Annotated in this window: 13 protein-coding genes; 2 read left to right on the forward strand and 11 right to left on the reverse strand. The window is 57.3% G+C overall.

Annotated features, from left to right (window positions below; genetic code table 11):
* Positions 1 to 4 precede the first annotated feature (4 nt).
* The 4 genes from wzzE to trxA form a co-directional block, all read right to left on the reverse strand.
* A complete protein-coding gene (gene wzzE, locus ACL2XQ_RS24590; RefSeq protein ID WP_413739796.1) occupies positions 5 to 1,051 on the reverse strand; it encodes an ECA polysaccharide chain length modulation protein in 1,047 nt (348 codons plus the stop codon).
* Positions 1,048 to 2,160, reverse strand: a complete 1,113-nt coding sequence (gene wecA, locus ACL2XQ_RS24595; RefSeq protein WP_413721625.1) for a UDP-N-acetylglucosamine--undecaprenyl-phosphate N-acetylglucosaminephosphotransferase — start codon at positions 2,158 to 2,160, stop codon at positions 1,048 to 1,050. Before wecA ends, wzzE begins: the two co-directional genes overlap by 4 nt.
* Before the next feature lie 273 nt (positions 2,161 to 2,433).
* Entirely contained in the window at positions 2,434 to 3,693 is a 1,260-nt protein-coding gene (gene rho / locus ACL2XQ_RS24600) for a transcription termination factor Rho (RefSeq protein WP_162367083.1), read from the reverse strand.
* A 435-nt stretch (positions 3,694 to 4,128) separates the two neighbouring features.
* The gene (trxA, locus tag ACL2XQ_RS24605; RefSeq protein WP_162367082.1) at positions 4,129 to 4,455 is read right to left on the reverse strand and encodes a thioredoxin TrxA; all 327 of its coding nucleotides are present in this window, start codon (positions 4,453 to 4,455) and stop codon (positions 4,129 to 4,131) included.
* A 118-nt stretch (positions 4,456 to 4,573) separates the two neighbouring features.
* On the opposite strand from trxA, the gene rhlB reads away from it, so the two are divergent.
* Together rhlB and gppA are read left to right on the forward strand one after the other, a co-directional pair.
* Positions 4,574 to 5,869 (forward strand): ATP-dependent RNA helicase RhlB, encoded by a 1,296-nt coding sequence (rhlB, locus tag ACL2XQ_RS24610; RefSeq protein WP_410013132.1) that lies wholly within the window; start codon positions 4,574 to 4,576, stop codon positions 5,867 to 5,869.
* 5 nt (positions 5,870 to 5,874) lie between these two features.
* A complete protein-coding gene (gene gppA, locus ACL2XQ_RS24615) occupies positions 5,875 to 7,374 on the forward strand; it encodes a guanosine-5'-triphosphate,3'-diphosphate diphosphatase (RefSeq protein WP_410013131.1) in 1,500 nt (499 codons plus the stop codon).
* Between the two features lie 104 nt (positions 7,375 to 7,478).
* Here the strand turns inward: gppA and rep are convergent, their stop codons facing one another.
* From rep to ACL2XQ_RS24650, 7 genes are all read right to left on the reverse strand, one after another.
* Positions 7,479 to 9,506 (reverse strand): DNA helicase Rep, encoded by a 2,028-nt coding sequence (gene rep / locus ACL2XQ_RS24620; protein WP_413739797.1) that lies wholly within the window; start codon positions 9,504 to 9,506, stop codon positions 7,479 to 7,481.
* Between the two features lie 266 nt (positions 9,507 to 9,772).
* Complete coding sequence (tnpC, locus tag ACL2XQ_RS24625) at positions 9,773 to 11,341, reverse strand: IS66 family transposase (protein ID WP_413739798.1); 1,569 nt, start codon at positions 11,339 to 11,341, stop codon at positions 9,773 to 9,775.
* A 30-nt stretch (positions 11,342 to 11,371) separates the two neighbouring features.
* Entirely contained in the window at positions 11,372 to 11,719 is a 348-nt protein-coding gene (gene tnpB / locus ACL2XQ_RS24630; protein WP_413721628.1) for an IS66 family insertion sequence element accessory protein TnpB, read from the reverse strand.
* A complete protein-coding gene (locus ACL2XQ_RS24635) occupies positions 11,716 to 12,117 on the reverse strand; it encodes a transposase (protein ID WP_413739799.1) in 402 nt (133 codons plus the stop codon). Before ACL2XQ_RS24635 ends, tnpB begins: the two co-directional genes overlap by 4 nt.
* Before the next feature lie 396 nt (positions 12,118 to 12,513).
* On the reverse strand, positions 12,514 to 12,663 hold the full coding sequence (locus ACL2XQ_RS24640; protein ID WP_413721630.1) for a hypothetical protein: 150 nt from the start codon (positions 12,661 to 12,663) through the stop codon (positions 12,514 to 12,516).
* A 257-nt stretch (positions 12,664 to 12,920) separates the two neighbouring features.
* Positions 12,921 to 24,290: a hemagglutinin repeat-containing protein gene (locus ACL2XQ_RS24645; protein ID WP_413739800.1), complete on the reverse strand. Its 11,370-nt coding sequence runs from the start codon at positions 24,288 to 24,290 to the stop codon at positions 12,921 to 12,923.
* A 75-nt stretch (positions 24,291 to 24,365) separates the two neighbouring features.
* Positions 24,366 to 26,090, reverse strand: a complete 1,725-nt coding sequence (locus tag ACL2XQ_RS24650; protein WP_413729274.1) for a ShlB/FhaC/HecB family hemolysin secretion/activation protein — start codon at positions 26,088 to 26,090, stop codon at positions 24,366 to 24,368.
* Positions 26,091 to 26,246 lie beyond the last annotated feature (156 nt).

The raw sequence follows: 26,246 nt of genomic DNA on the forward strand, positions 1-26,246 counted from the left end.
GCCCTTAGCGGCGGCGGCCCAGCGCAACGCCGGCCCCGACCAGGCCGCCCATAGCGCCCCAGAGAATGAGCAGGAAAATCCGGCGCGGTTTATCGCGTTTAACCGGTTCCTCGGGCGTCCTTAAATAACGGTAAGTCTGGAATGTATTCTGCAGCGTCGGGCCGACATTAAGCGTGGCCAGCATGGCCCGATTCTGATCGTATTCCACATCAAAACCGGGACCGGCCGCCTGCAGGGCTTCCAGCCGCGCCTGCAGCACTTGTTCTCCCAACAGGAACAACCCCGACTGCGGCAATTGCTCCTCGGGGACCGTGATCTGACTATGACTGATGCCCTGCCGCTTGGCAATATCCAGGGCATGGCGCAGCGCGCTCAGGTCGCGATCATAAATGGCATTGGCCACCGCCTCCTGGCGCTTGACCTGCGCCTTGAGTGAGATGGTGCGCGCCGTCCAGGCGCCGATGATATCTTCATTCAGATGACCGGCGGCGCGCTGGCTGGCAAACGCCACATAACGACGCAGCAGCAGATTGGCGTCCGCCGCCGTTTCGGCGGTGAGGGTCACCTGATCCGGCAATTTTTTGGCATCATCCCTCGGCGAAAACTGGATATTGCCGATCATTTCATCCAGCAAGACCGCATCGGCATGGGCGTCGCCCTGTTTGCGCGAGCTATAGTAATCGGCTGCCAGCCAGAAATCGCGGCGGGTGTCATAGGAGGACAGCTGGCGGATAAATTCCTGGTACGCCTCGTCGCCGATGCCCGGCATATCCGAGGTGGGCAAGGCGGTATTTTTCACATCCAGGTTACGCAGGAACTGCTGCTGGGAAAAATAGCTGCCGAGCATGTTCACCGTCGGTTTATCGGTGACCGCCGCCGCGGTCCATTCCTGCTTTACCAGATAAGAATAGACCAGGGCAAGAACCGCAAACACCAGGGCGGTGCCGATAATCCAGCGCTTGCCGCGCCACAGGGCGCAAAAAAGCCCCCGGATATCCAGCTCGTTATCCATCGCCGCATCGCGGGCCGTTGGTTGGGTTTCTGATCTCATTTTTGTCCCGCATTACGGTTAGTGGGTCTCTGTTTGGCGCCGAACCGCCGCTTGGTGCGTTTAACGAAGCGCGCCACCCGCCAGGCGCATTTCAGCAAATAGCCGTAGAGTAAAAAAACCAGGATGAACAACATAAACATCAGCCAATCGGGCCAGATGAACCACTGTTCGCCCGCCACACCGAACGCGGCCAGGATGGCGGCGGTAACGGTAATAATAACAAAGGCTTGCCGTGAACTGAAGCCGGCGCGCATGATAAGGTGGTGGATATGCTGCCGATCGGGAGAAAAGGGGCTCATGCCTTTACGCATGCGGCGGTACATGATGGCAATCATATCCATCAGGGGGATGGCGATAATCCACAGGCCGGTGACCGGGTTCATGGGATGCCCGGTGCCCTGGGTGCTTTGCAGGATAATCCAGATAATGCTGAAGCCGATCATGGTGCTGCCGGCGTCGCCCATAAACACTTTATAGTGGCGGCCGAACAGGCCGAGATTCAGCAGGATATACGGCAAAATGGCGGCAATCAGGGCAAAACACCACAAGCCGAGGCTGGGATTGTTGTCCTTGAACATCAGGATGCCCATGGCGCCGAGCGAGACGCAGGATAACCCGCCGAGCAGCCCGTCGATGCCGTCCACCATGTTAAACGCGTTGATTGCCGCCCACACGGCGAACAGCGTGACCGGATAACCAAAATAAGGTCCGAGCACCATTTCCCAAGGGCCGAACACATATCCCAGGCTATTAATATATAAGCCGCCGAAGTACATCATGGTGACGGCGACCAGCGCCTGGATGGTGGCGCGGGACTTGACGCTGATATCAAAACGATCGTCGAGCGCCCCGGTCAGCACCAGGACGCCGGAGCATAGCAGATACAGGCCAATATGCGGCACGAAGTGATCGGTATAAATGAACGTGAAACAGATGCCGGCATAAATGGAGATACCGCCCACCAACGGGATTTGCCCATGGTGTCGTTTGCGGTAATTGGGTTTATCAACCAGGCCGATCTTTTGCGCAACCTTGCGGGAGAAAAACAAAAAAACCATTGAAAATAAAAAAATAGCGAAAAAATCAGTACTCATATTGAGTAGGTTCACAATAGAAAGCTCTCTGCATCCATCAGGCTGTTAGAAGCGCCACCGATGTAGACGCCCCCCACTCTCTGCCTCAATCGTCACTGGGTTAGGTGACACTGAAATATTGATTTGTCATTTTTTTCGTCACACCCGAATCTCCGTCGGGTGAACTGAAGCAAAAGGCCGCTTGGCTAAACGCTATCCGTCAGGCAGCGGCAAGTAAGAACTCACTATCCTAGCATTAGAAACAAAAAACGCCACGTCTTGACGTGGCGTTACCCGAGTTTTTGTGAATTACGAGCGTTTCATCATATCGAAAAACTCGTCATTGGTTTTGGTCATCGCTAATTTATTCATCAGGAATTCCATGGCGTCGGTTTCGCCCATCGGGTGGATGATCTTACGCAGGATCCACATTTTCTGCAGCTCTTCCTGAGTAGTCAGCAACTCTTCCTTACGGGTACCGGAGCGGTTATAGTCAATCGCCGGGAAGACACGTTTCTCGGCGATTTTGCGCGAGAGGTGCAGTTCCATATTACCGGTACCTTTAAATTCTTCGTAAATCACTTCATCCATCTTCGAGCCGGTGTCAATCAACGCCGTGGCGATGATAGTCAGGCTGCCGCCCTCTTCCATATTACGCGCCGCGCCGAAGAAGCGTTTTGGCCGGTGCAGGGCGTTGGCGTCCACACCACCGGTCAGCACTTTACCCGAGGCGGGGACCACGGTGTTGTAAGCGCGGGCCAGACGGGTAATGGAGTCGAGCAGGATGATGACGTCTTTTTTATGTTCGACCAGGCGCTTGGCTTTTTCAATCACCATTTCGGCGACCTGAACGTGGCGGGACGCCGGCTCATCGAACGTTGACGCAATCACTTCGCCTTTGACCAGTCGCTGCATTTCGGTCACTTCTTCCGGCCGCTCATCGATCAGCAAGACCATCAGGACGCAATCCGGATGGTTGTAGGCGATGCTTTGCGCGATATTCTGCAACAGCATGGTCTTACCGGCCTTCGGCGGCGCCACGATCAGGCCGCGCTGGCCGCGACCGATAGGCGCGGCCAAGTCCAGCACGCGCGCCGTCAGATCTTCGGTGGACCCGTTGCCTCGTTCCATGCGCAACCTGGAGTTGGCATGCAGCGGGGTTAAGTTTTCAAACAGGATTTTGTTACGGGCATTTTCCGGTTTGTCGTAGTTGACTTCATTCACCTTCAGCAGCGCAAAGTAACGCTCGCCCTCTTTCGGCGGACGAATCTTGCCGGAAATGGTATCGCCGGTGCGAAGGTTGAAGCGGCGGATCTGGCTGGGGGAAACATAGATATCATCAGGGCCGGCCAGGTATGAGCTGTCGCCGGAGCGGAGGAAACCGAATCCATCCTGCAATATTTCCAACACGCCGTCGCCAAAGATATCCTCTCCACTTTTCGCGTGCTGCTTTAAAATGGCGAAGATGATGTCCTGCTTGCGCATACGGGCCAGGTTTTCCAGCCCCATGTTTTCGCCGAGAGTAATTAGCTCAGAAACCGGCGTATTTTTTAATTCGGTAAGGTTCATAATGGTGGGTTCTTAAACTCGGGGTATTTCTCGAACTGTTTTTGTGAATGGTATGGCAGCGTAAAATCGTGCCTGTCTAACGGCATTTAATCCCAGCGCATCCCGTTTGGGCTGATGAACAGCAATTCATGCAAAATGAGTACAAGAAGACTGAAGATTGAGAGCGCCTAAAAACGGATCAATTCAAATCCAGGTGGCTTGAACACCTTGCTTGTAACGCCTGTGCCGTTTATCAGCCGTTTATGGTTCAACAAACGGTTCGACCAACTGTTCAACAACAGGACTCGGACAAAGAGTAAAGCTCAGATTCAAACTACAGGTAAGATCTAAATGCAGTGGACATAAACTTAGCACGGTTCTTGGCGGGCGTCTAGCGGTCAATACGAGAAAACATAGTGAACGTCAGGGCCCGTTGAGATAACCGTTTTTTGCCGATTACAGGTTTTTATTCAGGAACTCTTTCAACTGGCTGCGGGACAGCGCGCCGACTTTAGTCGCCACCACTTCGCCGTCTTTGAACAACAGCAGGGTGGGAATGCCGCGGATGCCGTATTTGGGCGCGGTGGCCGGATTTTCGTCGATGTTCAGCTTGGCGATAGTCAATTTACCTTCGAATTCATCAGCGACTTCCGCCAGGATGGGCGCGATCATCTTACAGGGGCCGCACCATTCCGCCCAGAAATCCACCAGGAACAGTCCCTTTGCCTGCAACACGTCCTTTTCGAAGCTGTCGTCACTTACGTGAATAATTTTATCGCTCATGTTCTACTCCACAGGATTATCATTACCCGGCTGGTTTAAGGTTAACCAACGACGGGTTGACTTTATTTCACTGGATACGCTTTCGTAATGCAATAGTTAACTGTTATTCTACCACACTATGAGCAAAACACACTTAACCGAAAAGAAGTTTTCCGACTTCGCCCTGCACCCGCTGATTGTTGAATCTCTTGAAAAACAAGGGTTTAATAATTGTACGCCTATTCAGGCGCTGACATTACCCATCACCCTTGACGGGAAAGATGTCGCGGGACAAGCGCAAACCGGTACCGGAAAAACGTTGGCATTCCTCGCCGCCACGTTTCATCATCTACTCACCCAGCCTGCCAGCGAGCAGCGCCAGACCAATCAGCCAAGGGCGCTGATCATGGCGCCAACCCGCGAACTGGCGGTGCAAATCCACTCCGATGCTGAACTCTTAGCCCAGGCCACCGGCCTGAAAATGGGTCTGGCCTACGGTGGCGATGGTTACGACAAGCAGCTGAAAGTGCTCGAATCCGGGGTGGATATCCTGGTTGGCACCACCGGCCGCCTGATCGATTATACCAAGCAGAATTATATTGATATGGGCGCTATCCAGGTGGTGGTGCTCGACGAAGCCGATCGTATGTTCGATCTGGGCTTTATCAAGGACATCCGCTGGTTGTTCCGTCGTATGCCCGCCGTTGAACAACGTTTGAATATGCTGTTCTCCGCCACCCTTTCATATCGTGTACGTGAGCTGGCGTTTGAACATATGAACAACGCTGAGTATGTGGAAATCGAGCCGCTGCAAAAAACCGGCTATCGTATCCAGGAAGAGCTTTTTTATCCTTCCAATGAAGAAAAGATGCGCCTGTTACAGACGCTGATTGAAGAAGAGTGGCCGGATCGCTGCATTATTTTCGCCAACACCAAGCACCGGTGCGAGGATATCTGGGGCCATCTGGCCGCCGACGGCCATCGGGTCGGGTTATTGACCGGCGACGTATCGCAAAAAAGGCGCCTGCGCATCCTGGAGGATTTTACCCAGGGCACGCTGGACATCCTGGTAGCCACCGACGTGGCGGCGCGCGGCCTGCACATCCCTTTGGTCACCCATGTGTTCAACTATGATTTGCCCGATGACTGCGAGGATTACGTGCACCGCATCGGCCGCACGGGACGCGCCGGCGAAAGCGGCAGCTCCATCAGCCTGGCATGTGAGGAATATGCGTTGAACCTGACGGCGATTGAAAGCTATATTGGCCATCAGATCCCTGTCAGTAAGTATAACAGCGACGCGCTGATGACCGACCTGCCGGCGCCGAAACGCCTGACCCGCGCACGGCCGGGCACGGGTCCGCGCCGCCACTCGGCATCCCGCCGCAGCGGTGCGGGCGGGGCGCCACGTCATAACCGTAAACGTCCGGGCTGAACACCATGCTAAGTTGCACCTCGCTCTATGCCGCCATTGACTTAGGTTCCAATAGTTTTCATATGTTGGTGGTGCGCGAGGTGGCCGGCACCGTCCAGACGCTGGCGCGCATCAAGCGCAAGGTGCGCCTGGCCTCCGGGCTCAATGCCGGCAAGGCGCTGACTCCCGAGGCCATGCAGCGCGGCTGGCAATGCCTGCGGCTGTTCGCCGAACATCTGCAGGACATTCCCGCGGCGCATATCCGCGTGGTCGCCACCGCCACCCTGCGCATCGCCACCAACGCCGAGACGTTCCTGGTGACCGCGCGGGAAATCCTGGGTTGCGATGTCCAGGTGATTAGCGGCGAAGAGGAGGCCCGGCTGATTTATCAGGGCGTGGCCCATACCACCGGCGGGTCGGATGAGCGCCTGGTGGTGGATATCGGCGGCGGCAGCACGGAACTGGTGGTGGGACGCGGCGCGCAGGCGCTTGAGCTGTTCAGCCTGGAAATGGGCTGCGTCACCTGGCTCGATCGCTGGTTCAGCGATCGCAGCCTGACCAGGGAAAATTTTGATCAGGCGGAACAGGCGGCGCGCGCCATGATCCGCCCGGTGGTGTCGAAACTCCTGGCCTGCGGCTGGCAGGTCTGCGTGGGCGCCTCGGGCACGGTGCAGGCGTTGCAGGAAATCATGGTCGCCCAGGGCATGGACGAACAGATAACCCTGAGCAAGCTGTTGCAGCTCAAACAGCGGGCTATCCAGTGCGGTAAGCTCGAAGAGCTGGAAATCGAAGGCCTGACCCTCGATCGGGCGCTGGTTTTCCCCAGCGGCCTGTCAATCCTGCTGGCGGTGTTCCATGAGCTGGGCATCAAGACCATGACGCTCGCCGGCGGCGCGCTGCGCGAAGGCATTATGTACGGTATGCTGGATTTACCGGTGTGCGAGGATATTCGCGAACGCACGCTGCAGAATATGCAGCGCCGCTACCTGCTGGATACCGAGCAGGCGCAGCGGGTCAGTTCCCTGGCGGCGGATTTCGCCCTGCAGGTGGCCAAGGCGTGGCAGCTGGACGAACGATGTTTTGCCATCCTGCACTGTGCGACCATGATTCATGAGATTGGACTGAGCATCGATATTAAAAACGCCCCGCAGCACGCCGCCTATTTGGTGCGCCATACCGATTTACCGGGTTTTACCCCGGCCCAGCAAAAGCTTATCGCCACCCTGTTGCAAAACCAGAGCCATCAGATCGATGTGGCGCAGCTCAGCCAGCAGAACAGCCTGCCGCCGCGCATGGCGCAGCGGCTGTGCCGGTTGATGCGCCTGGCGATTATCTTCGCCAGTCGCCGTCGGGACGAAACGGTGCCGGAGGTGAAGCTGCGGGCCCTGGACGATACCCTGCACGTGCTGTTACCCCACGCATGGCTGGCGCAGCATCCGCTGCGCGCCGAATACCTCGAGCAGGAAAGCCAGTGGCAAAGTTATGTCCACTGGCCGATGCTGCTTGAGGAAATGGAGCCGCTTTAGCACAAACTGCCGTAACCCCGGACTGCGCGGGGTTACGCGCCGGTTCCCCGGCACGGTGCGCAACCCAATCGGCCGGCCCCGCTATCCGCTGCGGTGCCGGGCGGTCAGTGCTCCTGTCCCTTGGCTTTCGCCAATTGCGCCTTGATGCTGGCCAGATGGCTTTGTCCCCGTGACATGCGATCCTCCGGGCTGACCACTTTGCGCACGCTTTCCCAGGCCAGATCGTCCTGCGGTAGCTCCAGCAGGAAACGGCTCGGCTCCGGCCGGATAGTCTCGCCGTACTGACGGCGCTCGCGGCATAACGTGAAGGTAAGCTCTTTTTGCGCCCGGGTGATGCCCACATACGCCAGCCGCCGCTCTTCATCAATGTTATTTTCATCAATGCTGCTTTGATGGGGCAACAGGCCCTCTTCCATCCCCACCAGGAACACGTAGGGAAACTCCAGCCCCTTGGACGCATGCAGGGTCATCAGCTGTACCTGGTCCAGTTCTTCATCGTTCTCGCCCCGCTCCATCATTTCGCGCAGGGTAAAACGGGTTACCACCTGATCGAGGGTCATCGGCTCGTTAAGATCCGACCCCTCCAGCATCTCGGTCATCCAGCTGAACAGCTGGTTAACGTTTTTCATGCGCATTTCAGCGGCCTTGGGGCTGGGCGAGGTTTCATGCAGCCAGCTTTCATATTCCATACCCTGGATCAAATCGCGCACCGCCGGCACCGGCTCCTGCTCCGCCAGCCGGGCAATGCCGGCCATCCAATGGGTAAAACGTTGCAGGGATTCCAGGCCGCGCCCGCTCAGCGTCTGGCTTAAACCCAGATCAAAACTGGCGTCAAACAGGCTTTTATTGCGTGCCGAAGCCCATTCCCCCAGCTTTTGCAGGGTGGCCGGACCGATTTCCCGCCGCGGCGTATTCACCACGCGCAAAAAGGCGCTGTCGTCATCCTGATTGGTCAGAACGCGCAGGTAACACAGCAGGTCCTTGATCTCCGGCCGGGAAAAAAACGAGGTGCCGCCGGAAATTTTATAGGGAATGCGGTTTTGCATCAGCATTTTTTCAAACAGCCGGGACTGATGGTTGCCCCGGTAGAGAATAGCGTAATCGCGATAACGGGTTTTACGGATAAAATGGTGGGCGATCAGCTCCCCCACCACCCGCTCCGCCTCGTGATCCTCATTATTGGCGGTGATCACCTTCAGCGCCTCGCCGTAGCCCAGTTGGGAAAAAAGCTTTTTTTCAAACAGGTGCGGGTTATTGGCGATCAGGATATTGGCGGCTTTCAGAATACGCTCCGTGGAGCGGTAATTTTGTTCCAGCTTGATCACCGCAAGCGCTGGAAAATCGCGTTGCAGCAGTTCCAGGTTTTGCGGGCGCGCGCCGCGCCAGGAGTAAATGGACTGGTCGTCATCCCCCACCACGGTAAAACGCGCGCGGCTGCCCACCAGCATCTTCACCAGTTCATACTGGCTGGTATTGGTATCCTGATACTCATCCACCAGCAAATAGCGCAGGCGGTTCTGCCAGCGTTCCCGCACCTCGGCGTCGCGTTGCAGCAACAGGGTTGGCCGCAGGATCAGGTCGTCGAAATCCAGCACGTTGCAGGCGCGCAGATGGGCGTCATAGAGCGCATAGCAATGGGCGAACAGTTTGTCGCGTTCGGTACGCGCCGCAGCCTGCGCCTGGACAGGATCGAGCAGATCGTTTTTCCAGTTGCCGATCGCCGACGCCAGTTGCTTGAGCAGATCCTTATCCCCTTCCAGCCACTGTTCCGTCAGATCTTTTAACAAAGCCGATTGATCGTGCTCGTCAAACAGCGAGAACTTCGCCTTCATGCCCAGCGCTTTGTATTCCCGCTTGATAATCTCCAGGCCCAGGGTATGGAAGGTGGCGATGGTTAAACCGCGCGCCTCCTGCCGTCCCAGGGTCTGCGCCACGCGCTCCCTCATTTCCCGCGAGGCTTTGTTGGTAAAGGTCACCGCCGCGATATGCCGCGCCTGATAGCCGCACTGGCGGATAAGGTGGGCGATTTTATTGGTAATGACGCGCGTCTTGCCCGATCCGGCGCCGGCCAGCACCAGGCAAGGCCCGGTAACAAATTCGACGGCGTGCTGCTGGCTGGGGTTCAGGCGCATGGTGATTTCCTGGGATTGATAATGATAAACGACGGCCTGGGATTGTAGCAGAAAGGCGGGACGAGGTTGATACCTAACGCAGGACGATGCCCGCATAGTATCCAACCAGATTATGCGCGGGATTTTCTCCGGGCGCGGATGAAAGAACCCCACAAACGGAACCGGCCTGGTCGTTAAAATATCCGGGCCCCTACAGCCCGGCCGGCAACATTAGCCTGCCGGAAGTCCACGGCAGAGTAAGCGCACGCCCAGCGCCGTATTGACAGTTATTCAGCAGGAATATTGAGATTCCATGGCAGGAGCTCTTTGATCTTATTGATGGGATGATCCACTATATTAGCCAGCACATGGCGCAGATAGGCTTCCGGTTCGACGCCGTTCAGTTTGCAACTGCCGATCAGCGTGTACATCAATGCCGCCCGGTCGCCGCCGCTGTCCGACCCCATGAAGAGATCATTTTTCCGGCCCAGGCTGACCATCCGCAGCGCGTTTTCCGCGATATTGTTATCGATCTCCGCCCAGCCATCGCCGGCGTAGTAACACAACGCCGGCCAGTGGTTCATCAGATAGTTGAACGCCTTTGCCGTATCGGCCTGTCGCGGCAATGTGGTGAGTTTTTCCCTGATCCAGCTCTCCAGGCCCATCAGTAACGGCTGGGTTCGCGCTTCGCGCACCTGTTGTCGTTCTTCGGCCGGGCGCCCCCGGATGTCGGCTTCGATAGCATACAGTTCACCGATCCTCTGCAGGGCTTCGGTGGTGGTCGGCGACGGATGGCGAACATGGATATCATGGATTTTACGCCGGGCGTGGGCCATACAGCCGACTTCACAGATATGGCCTTCCTCATACAGCGGATTGAAGCCCGCGTACGCATCCGCCTGCAACAGTCCGCTGAACCCGGCCAGATGCGTTGGCGGATGAATCCCCTTGCGGTCCGGGCTGTAGGTGAACCACACCGCGGGTGGAAGTCGCGAACCGGCATTGCGGTCGTCACGCACATAGACCCACAGCCGGCCGGTTTTCGGTTTACCTTTGCCGGGTTGCAGCACGTCCACCGGCGTGTCGTCGACGTGCACCTTGCCGGTGTCCATAACATAGTCGCATACCGCGTCGGCCAGCGGCGCCAGCAGATTACTGCACAACCCTACCCAGCCGGCCATGGTGGCCCGGCTCAGTGTGACGCCCTGACGGGCAAAGATTTCCGATTGTCGATATAGCGGCGAGTGCTCGGCGTATTTCGCCGTCATCACGCGCGCCAGCAGGCCCGGGCCGGCGATGCCACGTTCGATGGGGTGCGACGGCGCCGGCGCCTGGACGATGACATCGCAGCGGGCGCAGGCTTTCTTTTTACGCCGGGTTTTTATCACCTTGAACGCGCTTTTAATCAGCTCAAGCTGTTCGCTGACATCCTCGCCCAGCGGCTTAAGATCGCCGCCGCAGGCGGGACAGGCCGGCTCGTGCGGCTCCAGGCAGCGCTCTTCACGCGGCAGGTGTGACGGCCAAGGCCGACGTACCGGTGAGGGGCGTGAGGCCGGCGGCACCGCCGGGTCCTCGACACGCGCAGACTGGGACGTCTCTTCCGTCAGCAGCGCTGCCAAGCGCTGCTCCAGCCGGACGCTCTGCCGCCCGGCCTTTTCCGAGCTGCGGCCGAAGTACAGGCGCCGCAGTTTCGCCAGTTGCGCCAGCAGGCGGTCGATTTCCGCTTTGCGTGCGTTAAGGTCATTGTGCAGGGATGCGATGGTCGCCTGTTGTTGCGCGACCAGCGTTTGTTGTTGCAGTACCAGCGCTTGCAGCGCGGGCACATCAGTAGGCAAGGCATGATTTTTTCGTTTCATGCCAGGATGTTAAGGGAAGCTATCGGGTTATTACAATATCGCCAGGTTAAACGAAGTGCGTTCCGGTTGTTTCCAATTTATTTCTTTAAACAGCATCGATAACCGGGCTGGCGTCAGGAAGACTTTTCCCTCCCGGGATTGCGGCCAGACCAAGCGGCCGCGCCCAAGGCGTTTTGCCGGCAGGCACAGGCCGTCCCCGGTCGACCAAAACACCTTTGTCAGGTTGCCGCGTTTTTCCCGGAAGACGAAGACATGGCCGGACAGCGGGTCTTGCTGGAGGGCGGATACGACCTGGCCGGCCAGGCCCTGGAAGCCCTTTCGCATGTCAGTCTGACCGGCGACCAGCCAGATACGGGTGCCCGCCGGTAAGCCGATCATGATTGCGGGCCTTGCATGAGCTCACGAACCAGGACGGTCAGCAACCCGGCCGAAGGTGACGTCAACATCATCCGTCCCCGGGGAAATGTGATTTCACAGGAACAGGGGTGCTCCAGCTGAGATCTCTGCGGGGCCGCAGGCGTCGCGGGATTCCCGGTGATATGGATAGGTAAAAGCGTGGTGGCTGACGGGGTGTGGCCGGCTTTGGGCTGACGGCGGGTAACCCGTCCTTCACACTCGAACAAGCGTATCCATTTGAACAGGACATTGTCATTCACGTTCTCGTCAACGGATGCGCCTGGTTGTAGCGCAAGCTGAACCAGCTTTAACTTCAGTTCTGGAGAGTAGAACTGGCGAGGCGCTGAACGCCAGTCCGTCTTGGTCTGGAGAGTTTCCATGAGAGATGTCCGTCTGATACAGATGGGCACCAAGGTTAACTAACGGCTGCGGTTAAAAACAGACGGCGCTGGGCTTACGCTTACTAACAACACCGGTGATGTGCCGGTGTTCAGGCGAGGGAACGGGCATTTTTCGGGAGAGTAGTGACTGGTAACATCCCAGCCAGAGCGTTCTGGCCGGAATTTTTTGGACTGCTTATTTATGTAAATTGAATCGATAGAGCAGCCATATCGCAATGCCGCTTACTAACCCATAGCAAGCGCCAAAAATAGCATAATGAATAAAATCTATTTCAGAAGTATCTTTCAAAGCTAACCAAAGAGCAGTAGGTACCGCTAAACCAATACCCACTGAACAATAACTCATCATTGTTAATAACATCAAAAGTGGCCGCTTCATTGTTTACTGTCACTTTTTTGGATAGCATTTCCAGTAGATTCCTGGACAATGGCCCCAGTCATTTCACCTAAAGCATCACTGCGCTTATCAGCATTTTCCAATTGCAAATACTCGTTGGCGGTTTGTAATGTTTTGTCACCCTGCATGATTTTTTCCGCTAAAGCATCGCGGCTTGAGTGCTCAGGAAGTTATTCTCCACATCATTTTCTAAGATTTATTTGAATTATTAACCACATTGCGCCCCCCCCGAAAGCGCCAATAACTAAGCCCATTTTGCAATACTTCATTACCTGCTCAACCGATAAAGGCTGCGTAGCAATCACCCAAACTATACTAACGAAAGCACATGCACATGCACATGAGTAACAAGCAACTACGAAAAGGAAATATAGAAAAGAATTGATCATTCTTTTTCCTTCCTTATATCTCCTTGTACGAAAGAGTTACTGACTTCTGAAGTGCCCGCCCCAACAAACCCGCCAGATATGCCCGGTATGGAGCTAAGTTTTGACTCTTTGAATAAGTAACCAGGACCAAAAGCAGAGTCACTATATTTCAAAGCATTTTTACTTGCTGTCATACCAAAATGCTCTTTGATAAGTTTGGCTTCCCAAGAGCTGGTAATAGTAGTTCCTACACCAAAGCCTAAGGCCGCTCCTCCTGCAGCCCCCATCATTGCAGCCTCTGAGTTTTCGCCCGTTACATGGCTGCTAAAATAGGCTCCCCCTACATTCAACCTGACATTAGAGTTAAGCGATTTCCCTACCCCGGCGGTTCCACTCACACCTGACGTGAAGAAACTGGTGTAATCAAATTTTTCGCCTGTTTTCCCCTCTAACACCTGTACACCGGCATTTGCCCCCAGACTCATGGCGGCACCCGTGGCTTTCGCTGTTGTGGTCGCGGATGAGGCCACGAATGACTTCGCTGTTCCGGCAAGTCCTAGGACATTTTCCGGCTCCGCCACAAACGATCCCAGTCGGTCCCAGTTATCGGTGTTTTTATGGATATACTCCAACGCCTTGGCATTTTCCGTCTGTACCACGCCACGGATCTCATCATCTCGTATTGGCGCACCGAACCAGTCTGGCATCCATGTGGGGCGTGTGGCCGCATCGATACCGGTATCAACCAGCTGTTTTTGATAGCTCGCACAGGTGAGGGGGCTGTCGGTACATATTTGCTGGAGTTCTTCGTTGCGTCGGGCATTTATCGCTGCGTATTTGTCCCGAACTGCGCCACAGTCACCGCCCGTAGCCTTGCATTCCGTCCACTCTTTCTCAAACGCACGGGCTTCATCACCATTCAGGAAGTTATTCTCCACCGCGTTTTTGCCAGCCTGCGCCCCCGCAGTCGCACCTGATATGCTGCCGCTGCTGACTCCCGCCGCGATCCCCGACGCCAGCGTCGACAGCGCGCCCAGGTTCTCCTTTTGTTGCGATGTCAATTTATCGCTGTCCGCCGTGCCGTATAATGCCAGTGCTATCGCCGGCGCGGCCATTTCGCCGCTTGCCGCACCGGTCGCTCCCGCTACGGCATTGGCGCCGCTCAACTCGGCTATCACCCCGCCCAGGATGGCATGCGCCACCACGTTATTCCGCTTCTCCTCATCGCTCAGTTCGCTATGCGGCTTGCCCTGCGTGGTAATAGTCTTGACCTTGTCCGCCAGGTAGGGCGCCGCACCCTGCGCCAGCGCCGCCTTGATATCCCCGCCGGCCAGTCCCTGCAGCGCGCCCACCACGGCATTGACCCCCATCCTGACGCTGCCGCCCATTCCGGCGCTTTGTGCTGAGAGGGCATTGTCGTAAGCCATCTGCCAGGCCTTATCCCTTACTGCCTGCGGGCCATTCTCAACTGCGGGGTTGGCACGCTTCACCGTATCGAGCTCCATTTTCGCCTGCGCCTTAAGTTGGGAAAGGGCCGCATTATCGGACATCACAGCCGTGGCCTCGCGGGTGGCTTTCGTCTTCGCATGGGTATTATAGATATCAAGCGCCTGCGTGCCAATATCACTAATAAGTTGTGTCTTTTGCAGCCGTTTCTGCTCTTTTTCTTTATCAAAGGTGGGGCTGATGCTGCCGTCGTTGGCATGGTCTGGATCCCGGCTGAGCTGGCTGATATCCTGTAGCTGATTCACCTGATCCCGAACGATCAGACTGCCTGCCGATACCGCCGCTTTCGTCGTGCCGGAAGCATGATTCTCATGGTTCGTGCCCGCCAGCGGCAGCGCGCTGACGTTACTTAGCACATTACCGCCAACCGGTCCGCCGCTGTTAAAGCCCGCGCTCTGATGTTCAGACTTATAGTCGGCCTGGTTATCAATGTCCGTCCAGCCCAGCGTGCCGGTGTCCAGCGTGTTTTTGTCCGGCGTTGCCGTGGCAGCGATAACCGCTCCGTCCAGTTGGGTGTGATCTTTAACCTTGATATCAAAGCCGCCTTTTCCCGCAAACAGCCCGGTCTGTTCCGTAACCGAGTCATAGTTGCTGTGCAGCGTATTCCGGCTGACGTTCACGCTGGCAGAACCGGTCATCGATCCAAAGGTAAAGCTGCCGCCGGCGCTGGCGTTCTGCTGCTGACTATCATAGCGATCGCTGTCCTGCTCGGAGGTTAGGGTTAGATTGCGGCCGACATTAGCGCTGATCATCTCTCCGCTGACCTGCGCCCCTTTCAGGGTAGTATCGCGACCGCTGGTGAGGGAGAGAGATTGTCCCGCATCAAGGGTGGTTACCGAATGGGTCAGGCTGCGGCCTTTCTCATGCCCTTTGCCGGCATTGACGCTCGCCGATACGCTGACGCCGTAACCGCCGGAGCCAACGCCGATGCCGACGCCAACGCTGCCGCCCTTACTGCTGTTTTTACTGTCGATGCGTTCGGTATTCTGTGCAGACAGCAGGGTGATATCCTGTGTGGCGGCAAGCGCAATATCCGCGCCCGCTTTCAGTTGGCTACCCTGAACGCTGATATTTCCCCGGCCGTCCGCACCGTTTCCGGTGGCCGTAATCGTCAGGTCTTTGCCTGCATTGAGCGTACTTCCGTGTGACCGTGCGCTTTCCGTACGCGTTTCGCTCCGGGATGACTGGCTACCATAGGACAGGCTAATGCCAACCGTGTTGGTGGCTCCTTGCTGTGCACCTTCGTCGCCTGCCTTGAGCCCGGCGGCGGCGTTTTTAGCATCCGCCGCCTCCGTCAGGGCGTTATCTTGCCCATACGCCAGTGCCGCCTGGGTACCCGAAAGCGCTGCCTTGGTGCCCTGCAGGGCCCTCAGGCGGCCGTCGCTCTCTTTGTTTGCCTGCTGCGCCGTGCTGACGGCGGTATTAAGCGCGCCGCCCACCGTTCCCGATAGCGCCAGACTCAGGCCGCTTTGTTTTGACTCAAACGTCTCTTTACGGGTGCGTTTGTCATACCCCGGATCAATTTGCACGCTGTCGCCGGTTATCGTCAGGTCCTGTCCGGCAACCAGATCGGCTCCGCCGATATACATTCGGTTGCCGGCCATAAGATTCAGGTTGCCCTTGCTGCTGCCCAGCGTGCTGACGCTTTGGCTTTGCGTGGCCCCATCTTCCTTGACCTGGTGGCGAGATGACTTACTGCCCACGGTAAAACCGATGCCTCCGCTGCCCATCAACCCGCTTTTTTTCTGCTCTTCCAGTAAATAGTGGTATTGCGTTTCAGTGGCGGCAGTAATGGCGATATTGTTTCCCGCCTGCAGGGTGACATCATTGTCGCCCACCACCGCCGACCCGGTCACAGTCAGGTCGTTGCCAGCGGAGAGCAATACCGTATTACCGCTCAGCAGAGTGCCTGTTTCGCGGGTGACGTGATCTTCCTTAACCCTGTGGCTGCTGCTCTTCGACAGGTATCCCTTTTTCTCCGAGCGTTCATCCGAGAATTGGTACTGGCTTTCAGTGGCGCTATTAAGATGAATATCCTTGCTCGCCTGCACAACCAGCCCCCCTTGTTCGCTGTGCAGCGTACTGCCCGTTACCGATATATCACCGTCACGAGCCACGATCATCATCTCGTCACGGGCGGTGAGAGTGCTGCTCACGGCGCTATCACTCGTCGTTACCATATCCCGCCGGCTTTGCGTTTTGCCATCACGTTTGCGCTCGCTATCCCGATCCGAGACACGCTGACGCGCTTCCCCGATCGTGACCTGCCGCGCGCTCAGGCCAATACTGCCGGAGGTACTGTCGATTTGTGCCCCTTTGGCCAAAAGGGTTGTTCCCGCCTGAACAGTTAAGCCCTTATCTCCACTCAGGGTGCTGAGATGCAGCCTATCCTCCTCACGGCGGTTACTCACCGACGATGTACGGCTGCCCGCGCTGAGGTGGGTAGTGTTGGTGGTAGTATCCGCCAATAGCTTCACGTCCCCGCCGGCCCGTACATGTGTGTTGCCTCCGGCTTGGGCCTGACTGCCTAGCAGGGAGAGATTCTGACCCGCCTTAAGGCTGAGATTGCCACCCGCGCTTAGCTCACTACCCAGGGCCTGTTGCCACTCGCCGCTGACCTGTGCCAGACGATTTCCGTCCTCTCTTAAAGAATCACCGGCCCGGTTACCTATCGTTCCGGTTAATACCCTAAGATCCGCCTCCGTGCTGTTTTTGGCCGTGGTGATATCAAGATTATTGCGCGCGTTCAGGCTGAGGTTCTGTGCCGCCTTCAGTCTGGCCCCCCGCAGGAGGATATCCCCACTGGTGAGACTGAGTTCACGCGCGGTCATTGTCGCCTGGCGCAGCGCATCCTGCAGACGGGTACTCAGGGCAAGGCTGTCGGCATGGATGCTGATGGCATCAGCACGGACTTCACCACCCTCTTGCAGGAAGTGACTGGTGTCTATTTTGAGCGCCTCATCGGCAAACAGGTTGCCGGCATTGTCAAGGCTTCGGGTCGACACAGACAGATTGCCCCCGCCAATCAATGCGCCCTCCCCCGTCAAACGTAATGTGTTCCCGGCCAGGTATACCTTCGGCACCCAAACCGTTTGTGGCCCTTCAGCAGTGTCGACCGTTTCGCTCACCAGCCAGACGATATCCTGTTGCAACGCGGCAATTTGCGCCGGCGTCAGCGCTATTCCCGGTACCAGCTGAAAGTCTGAAGCCACGCGGCTCCCGTTGTTCATCAATGACTGATATTGTGCCATTGCATTTTCGCCGCGCACGGAGGGACGACCGGTCAACTGCAGCAATTGCTCGCGCACCAGACGCTGTTCATAGTAGCCATCGCTCAGGCGCTTATGGACTTTTGCGGGGTCATATCCTATACGCTGCAATAAGTAATCACTGCTGATGAATTTGCCTCGATCGGTGAATCGGCGGTCTGTCACCACCAAATAGGCGCTTCCCGCGTCGGGCTGCTGACGGAACAGTCCATTATTGGGAATAGACGTCGCCACTCTGCCAAGGTGCTGCTGGTGGGTCAGGGTAATTTCAGCCGGCGTGAGCGGCCTACTGCCCGGCGTAAGCGTCAGGTTAGCCGTCGGGAGATTTCGTTGCGCCGACGTAAGAGCCCATTCTCCCGGCGCGAGCCTTCTTCCGGCCGGGATGAGCTCAAGTTCTGACTGTGTGAGCGGCCGGCTACGGGGCGTCAGCTGGAAATGGGTCGTGCTCCATTTGGCTTTATCAACCGCGAACGCCAGCGGATTGTGTTGCCATTCTGCGCGCTCGGCTTCTGCTGCTTTCTGTGCTGCCTGCACCGTGCTGATTTGCGCCGGGTTGACCGTGGTATTCTCAATATGAGTACCTTTGATGGCGACATTGCCGTGGCCGGTTAATATGCTGTCAATTGTGGCCAGCGCCGTGGTCTCGTCGCGATTGAACGTTGGATACCAATGTATTGTGTCCTTGTCATAATGATCGACGATATACTCCTGATCGCGTCTATTTACCGAATACCCCTGGTTGATCAGCTTGCCGTCGCCCTCAACCGACAGGTCGCGGTTGGCGCTCAGCGTACTGGCGTCATTGAATAACTGACCGGCAATGCGCAACACCATGTTGCCGCCCGCCAGAATGTGGGCGCCGGAGCCCGCTGATACCAGCTTGTCCGTGGACGAACTACCTGTGACCGTCCGCTCACGGAAATTGCTGTAGTCGGTTACAAAAGGAGCCTCGGCAACGTCGATGTATCGGTCAGGATCCCACGTATCAATCCGGCCGCGGTCGTGTTCACGCCAGAACGTATTATGGTAAGGCGTCGGAACCCCTTTCTGCCGAAAACCCCGCGTCTCATAAAACGTCATGTCGTAGCCACCGTCGCTTCCTGGCGTCAGCTCCAGGTAATTCACCCACACACTGCGCATCTTCCCCTTATTATCCTTAACATAAAGCTGCGCCTTTTTGCCGGCGGCATCTATTTCCAGCAGGGTACCGTAACGGCTGTTTGCCGCCGCATCGTCATCGTTGAATGTCAGTCGCTGGGTGGTGGGCGCGATAGTGCTTTTATCGGGATTAACCTTTGAGCCGTAAGAACGCCAGTAGAGGTTGGCACGGCGCCATTTATAGTCGCTTTTTTCCGCATCGTGTTCGATATCCAGTCCTTCGCGCAGATTATCCAGTCGCTGGGCATCGACCAAAACATCTCCATCGGCCTCGATTCTGCTTGCACGATTCTCAATGTTGTCATCACTAACAAGCTGCAGTGTGTTGGCGCTGTAGATCAGGCCACCATCCCGGTTGGTCAGGCGCTCGCCGGCCGTAAGGTTGAGACTCTCCGTGGCGGCCATCACCACATCGCGTCCGTCGTTGTCGATAATCCTGCTGCGCACATTCACGTCACCGCCAACTAGGGTCGCGCGGTTATTCGTGGTGTCGCTGATAAGTGTCACACTGTCGGCTTCAATGCGGCCTTGATTGATTAACGCGCCGGTTGTCAAGTTCAGCGTTTTCCCGACCAGGGAGCCCAAATTGGTGAAATGGGCGCTGTTGACGGTTAGGTCACCGGATAGTAGCCAGTCGGCAAGATTAATCAGCACGCCGCCGACAGATAATATTGTCTCACCATTACTATTAATCGTATCGCCGACCTGGTGGGTGTAGTCCTGTTGCACGGTTGCCGTCAATGCCTGCTGGCTAAATATTGTTCCACCCTGGTTATTCAGAGTTTGTGTGTTGACAACGGTTCTATCTCCGCTCTTGATGTTGCCGCCCTGATTGAACAGCACTAGCGCGTTAGGATCGGTGGCATTGATACTCAACGTACCGTTGGCCAGAAGATGCCCCTGTCGGTTATCCAATCGCGTCATTTGCGACAAGGTCAGCGTACCGACACTTTGTACCCACCCCGCGCTGTTTTCCAGCTCATGGGCCGTTATATCAGTGTGTATTGTACCCAACAGCAGTCCGCCATCGCGGTTGTTCAGCCGGTTTACCCCCACGTCCAGCGCATCCCGGCTGGTAATTTTACCCTGGCCGCTGTTATCCAGCTGCGCGCTGACAAGCGTCAGCGTCCCGGTCGATGCCAAATCCCCCGCCGGGTTGTTGATTTGATCGCCGTTCAAAGTCAGCGTACCGTCACTGTGGATTTTTCCCTCCTGATTATTAAGCACATCAATACGGTATACGCCTGCGCTCCGGCTGATAAGCATACCGCCCAGATTGGACAGCGTCCGCGCGGCAAGCGTCAGCGCATCCAAACTGCACAATACCCCCCCCTGCAGGTTGTCTACCCGGTCCGCTGAAATTTGCTGGTCACCGCTGCTTTTCAGCGTTCCCTGCGTATTCAGCAGCGACCGGGCGCTAATCTGTACTCCCTCACCGCTTACCAGTTTACCCTGACGGTTATCCAGGGCATCGGTCAAAGCCAACCTCATCTGCTTCTGACTATAGATTAAGCCGTTTTGTTGATTATCCACGCTCTGCGCCGTCACATTGAGAGCGTCACCAGACGTCAATTGGCCGCCGGCGTTACGCAGCTTACCCCCTGCCGCCCCGTCGGTGACACCTTGCACATCCAGGCGCGCCTGGGCGCTGATTTTTCCCAGTTCGTTGCGGATGTCCTGCACTGCTCGCAACATCAGCGAACCCTTCGACTGCAGCGAGCCCTGCCGATTATCCAGGCCGGTGACGGTAAGCGCCGCATCCTGCATGCTCAGTACGCTGCCCTCGCTATTGTCAAACCGCCGGGTGACTGCGGACCAGCCGCCCTGGCTGCCCATTTCCCCCCCCGCGTTGAGAATGTTTTCCGCCCTCAGGGACTGAGAGCCCTGGCTGGAGACGAGGCCATTACTATTATCAAGCGTGCGAATGAGATGCACATCCAGTGCGTCGAACGCCTGGATATCACCCATTGCGTTAAGGAGGCTGAGGGCGCGTATCGCGCCGTGATCCATGCTAATCAGTTTGCCGCCCTGATTATCCCAAACGCCATCCAGATCCAACGTCACCGCCTGCTGGCTTTGTATGGTTCCCTTCTGCCGGTTGTGCAGATGCCCGCCCCGCAGCGACATCTGCGCGCCGCTGAGCAATGTGCCCGCATCGTTCTCCAGCAGGCTGTCCGTGCCGCCCTGCCAGCTTAACCCCTGCGTTGCCGACAGGGTTCCGGCCTGATTGATGAGGTTGCCGGCGGTGCTGAGCATCATGCCGCCCCCCGAACGCACCTTGCCGGCGGCGTTATTGAGATCCCTGGCCACAACGTTGACCTGGCCGGCGCCTAACGCTGTACCTTCGCGGTTGTCCCAGCCGCCGCCGGTGCGCATATCCAGAGTCCCAGCCGCTTCGATAAGCCCGTTTCGGTTATCCACCGCCTGATGCGCATTGAGGTGCAGGCTCCCCTCGCTGACCAATTCTCCGCCCTGATTATCCCAACCCCCCTCCAGATCCAACGTCACCGCCTGCTGGCTTTGTATGGTTCCCTTCTGCCGGTTGTGCAGATGCCCGCCCCGCAGCGACATCTGCGCGCCGCTGAACACTGTGCCCGCATCATTTTCCAGCAGGCAGTCCGTACCGCCCTGCCAGCTTAACCCCTGCGTTGCCGACAGGGTTCCGGCCTGATTGATGAGGTTGCCGGCGGTGCTGAGCATCATGCCGCCCCCCGAACGCACCTTGCCGGCGGCGTTATTGAGATCCCTGGCCACAACGTTGACCTGGCCGGCGCCTAACGCTGTACCTTCGCGGTTGTCCCAGCCGCCGCCGGTGCGCATATCCAGAGTCCCAGCCGCTTCGATAAGACCGTTTCGGTTATCCACCGCCTGATGCGCATTGAGGTGCAGGCTCCCCTCGCTGACCAATTCTCCGCCCTGATTATCCCAACCCCCCCCCAGGTCCAACGTCACCGCCTGCTGGCTTTGTATGGTTCCCTTCTGCCGGTTGTGCAGATGCCCGCCCCGCAGCGACATCGGCGCGCCGCTGAGCAATGTGCCCGCATCGTTCTCCAGCAGGCTGTCCGTGCCGCCCTGCCAGCTTAACCCCTGCGTTGCCGACAGGGTTCCGGCCTGATTGATGAGGTTGCCGGCGGTGCCGAGCATCATGCCGCCCCCCGAACGCACCTTGCCGGCGGCGTTATCGAGATCCCTGGCCACAACGTTGACCTGGCCGGCGCCCAGCGCCGTACCTTCGCGGTTGTTCCAGCCGCCGCCGGTGCGCATATCCAGCGTCTCGGCCGCTTCGATAAGGCCGTTTCGGTTATCCACCGACTGATGCGCATTGAGGTGCAAGTCTCCTTTGCTCACCAGTTTGCCACCCTGATTACTCCAGTCGCCATCGGTACTGACATCAAGCGCGTTACCGGCATCGATAAGGCCGTGTTGATTGTCCACAGACTGATGCGCACTCAGATGCAGGTGTCCCCCGCTGACCAAGTGCCCATGCGCATTATTCAGACCTTGTGCCCTAAGTTGCAGATGCCCGCCCTGCACCCTTCCGGACCGGTTGTCGACTGTTCCCAAAGTATTCAGCGTCAGTTTCTGACCGGCCAGCAGCTTACCACCCAGGCTATGGATATTTTCCTGCACCCTGATGCTAAGCTCGGACTGACTTTTCACCGTGCCATCCTGGTTATCCAGGTCCCCTAGCTCAAGCGTCAGATTGCCATGGCATCCTACCACGCCCTCGTGGTTGCTCAGCCGGCCTCGCACCCGCCAATGCTGCGCTATCTCGTCTAACGCGGCCAGGCGGCCATGCCGGTTATTAACGGATGCCACATCCAGGGTGAGTTGCCGGGCATCGATGTCGCCATCGGTATTATCCAGTGAGCCGATTAGGATGAGTCGGCTACCGCCAGGGCCGACCTGCGACCAGACGCCTCCCGGACTAAACAGACTATCGGCATTAATATCCCAATGGCCGGCGCGCACTTGGGCCTTCTGCGCATCAATATTGCCCGTCGTGTTGATCGTGAGCTGACCGCTGTCGACCGTTGCCTGCTGCAGGACGACTCCCCCAGCTTGTGCCACAAAGACGGCGCGTTCGGCCGCCAGGCGACCTTGACCGATATCTATTCGGCGCCCGGTTATATTGACATCTTTCTGGCTCAACAGGCTTCCGCTGACCCGAATGTCGTCCTGACTATGCAACGTCAAGTCCGCCCCACGTATCAGCGCACTATTCTCATTGCTCCCCGCCAGCATATGCCCGCTGCCTTGAATGCCCCTGGCAGCGTCCAGCCGGACGTCACCCGTCGCCGCCAGGGTGCCCGACTGGCGAATAACCCCCTCGCGGCTTTGCACCACCAGCCGCCCTCCGCTGTGGAGTTTGCCGTGATGTTCGATAGTGCCTCTGGCGGCAAGAGTGATATCGCCTCCGGCCTGGGTAACCATCTCCACCGCGCCTGATTGCCAGCTAAGGCGGCCTTCGCTGCTCACAGCCAGGGTCGCGCCCGCGCGCAGGTGTCCGCCCTGGCCGCGCACGCCAACACCCGCTTCGGTGCCTATCATGCGGATCTGACCGCTATACATGCCTCCCAGTTGTCCCATATCTATCGCCAGCTCGGGTGCCGTGCTGTCAGAGGCCAGGGGCGTCACCGCCTGACCGTTCGCACTGATATGGTTGCGGCCCGCCACCACTAAGATTTCATTTTCGGCCCTGACGGAGGCATTCAATTTCACCGCGCGCGCCAGAATATCGACATACCGGGTATCATGCCGCGCATCGTTGTTAAGTCCGCCGCCCTCGACTCGTACCAAGCCCCGTTCGACCTGGTATCCTGCCAGACTACCGTCGGCGTTTAACTGCGGCCTCCCGGTGGTAAGGGTCATGCGTCCGGCATTAATGGTGCCGCAGCCGTCACACACAATCCCCGACGGGTTGGCCACAATCACCTGCGCCATGCCGCCCGCCACTTCCAGAAAACCCCGCAGTTGGCTGGGATTGTCACTGTTAACTTCATTAAGAATGACCCGTGCCGGCGCGGCATTCGGATTAAGGTTGGGATTGCCCTGAATAATCCCTGCCATCTGGGTCGTGATCATCTCCGCCGAATTGTTAAGGATGGCGCCCTGAGGGCCAACATCGAACTGCTGAAAATGATTATGTGACAACCCGGCCTGATTAGGTGCTGTGATATTCACCTGCGGCAGGCCATTCCGCGTGGATATCACTTCCGGACGCAACTCATGCGCCACGCGCCCATCAGCAACAATGCCATGCGCCAGCGCCGGCCCGGCAAACAGGGCCAGCCCCAGCAGCCACTCGGCCCGGCGCACCGTCACCCAAAGACGCGAGGCGCCGGTTCCGCGCCTTTGACCGGGCCAGATGCTGCAACCGCGCGCCAGCTCGGACACCACCCGTAATTCACCCTGGCTGCGGCTAAAGATAAGACGATAGCAATGTTTGTTCATGGGTTCCGTCCCTGTGAAAATACAGCCCAAGCAGCAAAAGTGTTGGTCTGACACGGACAAACATGCCGGTTGACATTAAATTTGCAGGTTGAGGTTAAAACCGCTGGTAACGCCTGAGGTATGAAAGCCTTCCGGTTTATAAAGGGGCATTCCGGCAAACACGTCGTAGCTGAACCGCCCCCAGAACGCGCCGCTCAGCCCCAGGGCGCCGCCCGCCAGCTGGCGTCCGGCCAACTTGTGGGCAGCCGGCCCGCCGACACGTCCGAAGTCCACTGCCCAGTAAAGCTCATGACCGCGCGACATCACATTCCAGGCCAGTTGATTACGCCAAAGCAGGCCTTTTTCACCCGCTAGCATTTGCTCGCCGTCAAACCCGCGCACGGTATAACGCCCGGCAATGGCCATGCGGTCTTGCGGCGTCAGTGGATGCTTGCTCCACTGACCGCGCAGGCTGGTGTAATAGCGCCAGGGCTGCGCAACACAGGCGAATGGATAATTCAGGCTGATATCCCCCACGGCGAAGCCCGTGCGGGCGCTGCCGCGGTGCGTGGCCTCTTCGGGCGCCGACCGGGCGCCAAACGCTCCCGTCCCCCGACGCCAGTTAATGTTTGCATCCAGCGTGGCCTTGCCGAGATAGCTGCGCTGGTTAAGCCCCAGCTCCCAGGCAGCGGTACGGCGATGCTGAGTATCCATATCTTGACCGTTCACGGCATTGGTGGAATGCCGACGATGGGCACGCACGTTGAGAGTGGTTTTATGCGACTGATTGCGAAACAGCAGCCGGGACACCGTCAACTGCATGTTCTCGCTCTTGCCGCTGTAGGTCAGTAGCTGGTTGGCGTTGGCGATATTCTGATGATAGGTGTAATCGTTGTAGTTGGCGGAAAACCCCCAGTACCCGATTGGAATTGCATAATTAAGGGTACGGGAGCGGTTACCAAACGGCCCGCGCTGAAACACATCACTGCCCATATTGATATAAAACAGATCGTTATGAGCTAAAGGCGCGTCAATCGCCAGGGTCGCGGATCTCAGATAACGGCCGGTGCTTTTGGCGCCGCTGTCATCCAGCCCTAAACTGAGACGAACCGGGCGGCCTTCTTTCCAGCTCACGACGAGATCGCTGGTGGCCTCTTGCTCGCCGGGCATAATCTTGATATCGACCGCAACGCTGGGCGCCCGTTTCAAGTTCTCCAGCGCCTGCTCGATATCGCGCAGATTAAGAATGTCGCCTGATGCCGCCGGCATGGCATTCCATAATCTGGCGCGCCAGGAAACCGGCCCATCAAAGCGGATGCTGCCAATGCGTCCGGGCTGAAGCGTCAGCGTCAGCACGCCTGTCGTCAGATCTTGCTCCCGGGCCATCACGCGGGTGGTGACATAGCCTTTTTTCAGGATGGCATTCTGGACTTTATTGATGACCAGCGTTATCCCCTGACTCCCCAGGCAGCGGCCTTTGGCGTCGCCGGCGGCTTCCAGCGCCCACTGGAAATTGCTGGCGGAATCGCCATCCAATTGAAGAGTATTAATAGTAAAACAGGGATGTTCATCGACAGGATAATCAGGCAGAGTTATGCCGGGACGGTCAAGGTGGATGTCTGAAACAGGGGCATTTTGCTTTTGTAACGCGCGCGCACGTTCCTGCTGTCTAAACTGTTCCTGGGCGTCAATAGCCGACGCGCTTTGTGCGGCCCCCCCAGAAAAGGGGCCGGCAATCAGCGGAGCAGAGATGAAGATGGACAGCAAAAGAAATGCCCATCGGGTTAGCAGCGGTATACTGCCGGCGTAATCATGGCCCATCCATGGCTCCTTATTCAATGTCAATCAATGGACATCTTGTCCATTACTCAAATATCGCAGGACAATGGTTCTCACCCGATAAAGTGAGTCATTTGCATCAAGATATAACGCAGGGTGAATATCCGTTTTGAGATAGTGGCATTATGCGTATGAGCC

It is taken from the genome of Sodalis sp. RH14, from assembly GCF_047324285.1.
Lineage (GTDB): Bacteria > Pseudomonadota > Gammaproteobacteria > Enterobacterales > Enterobacteriaceae > Acerihabitans.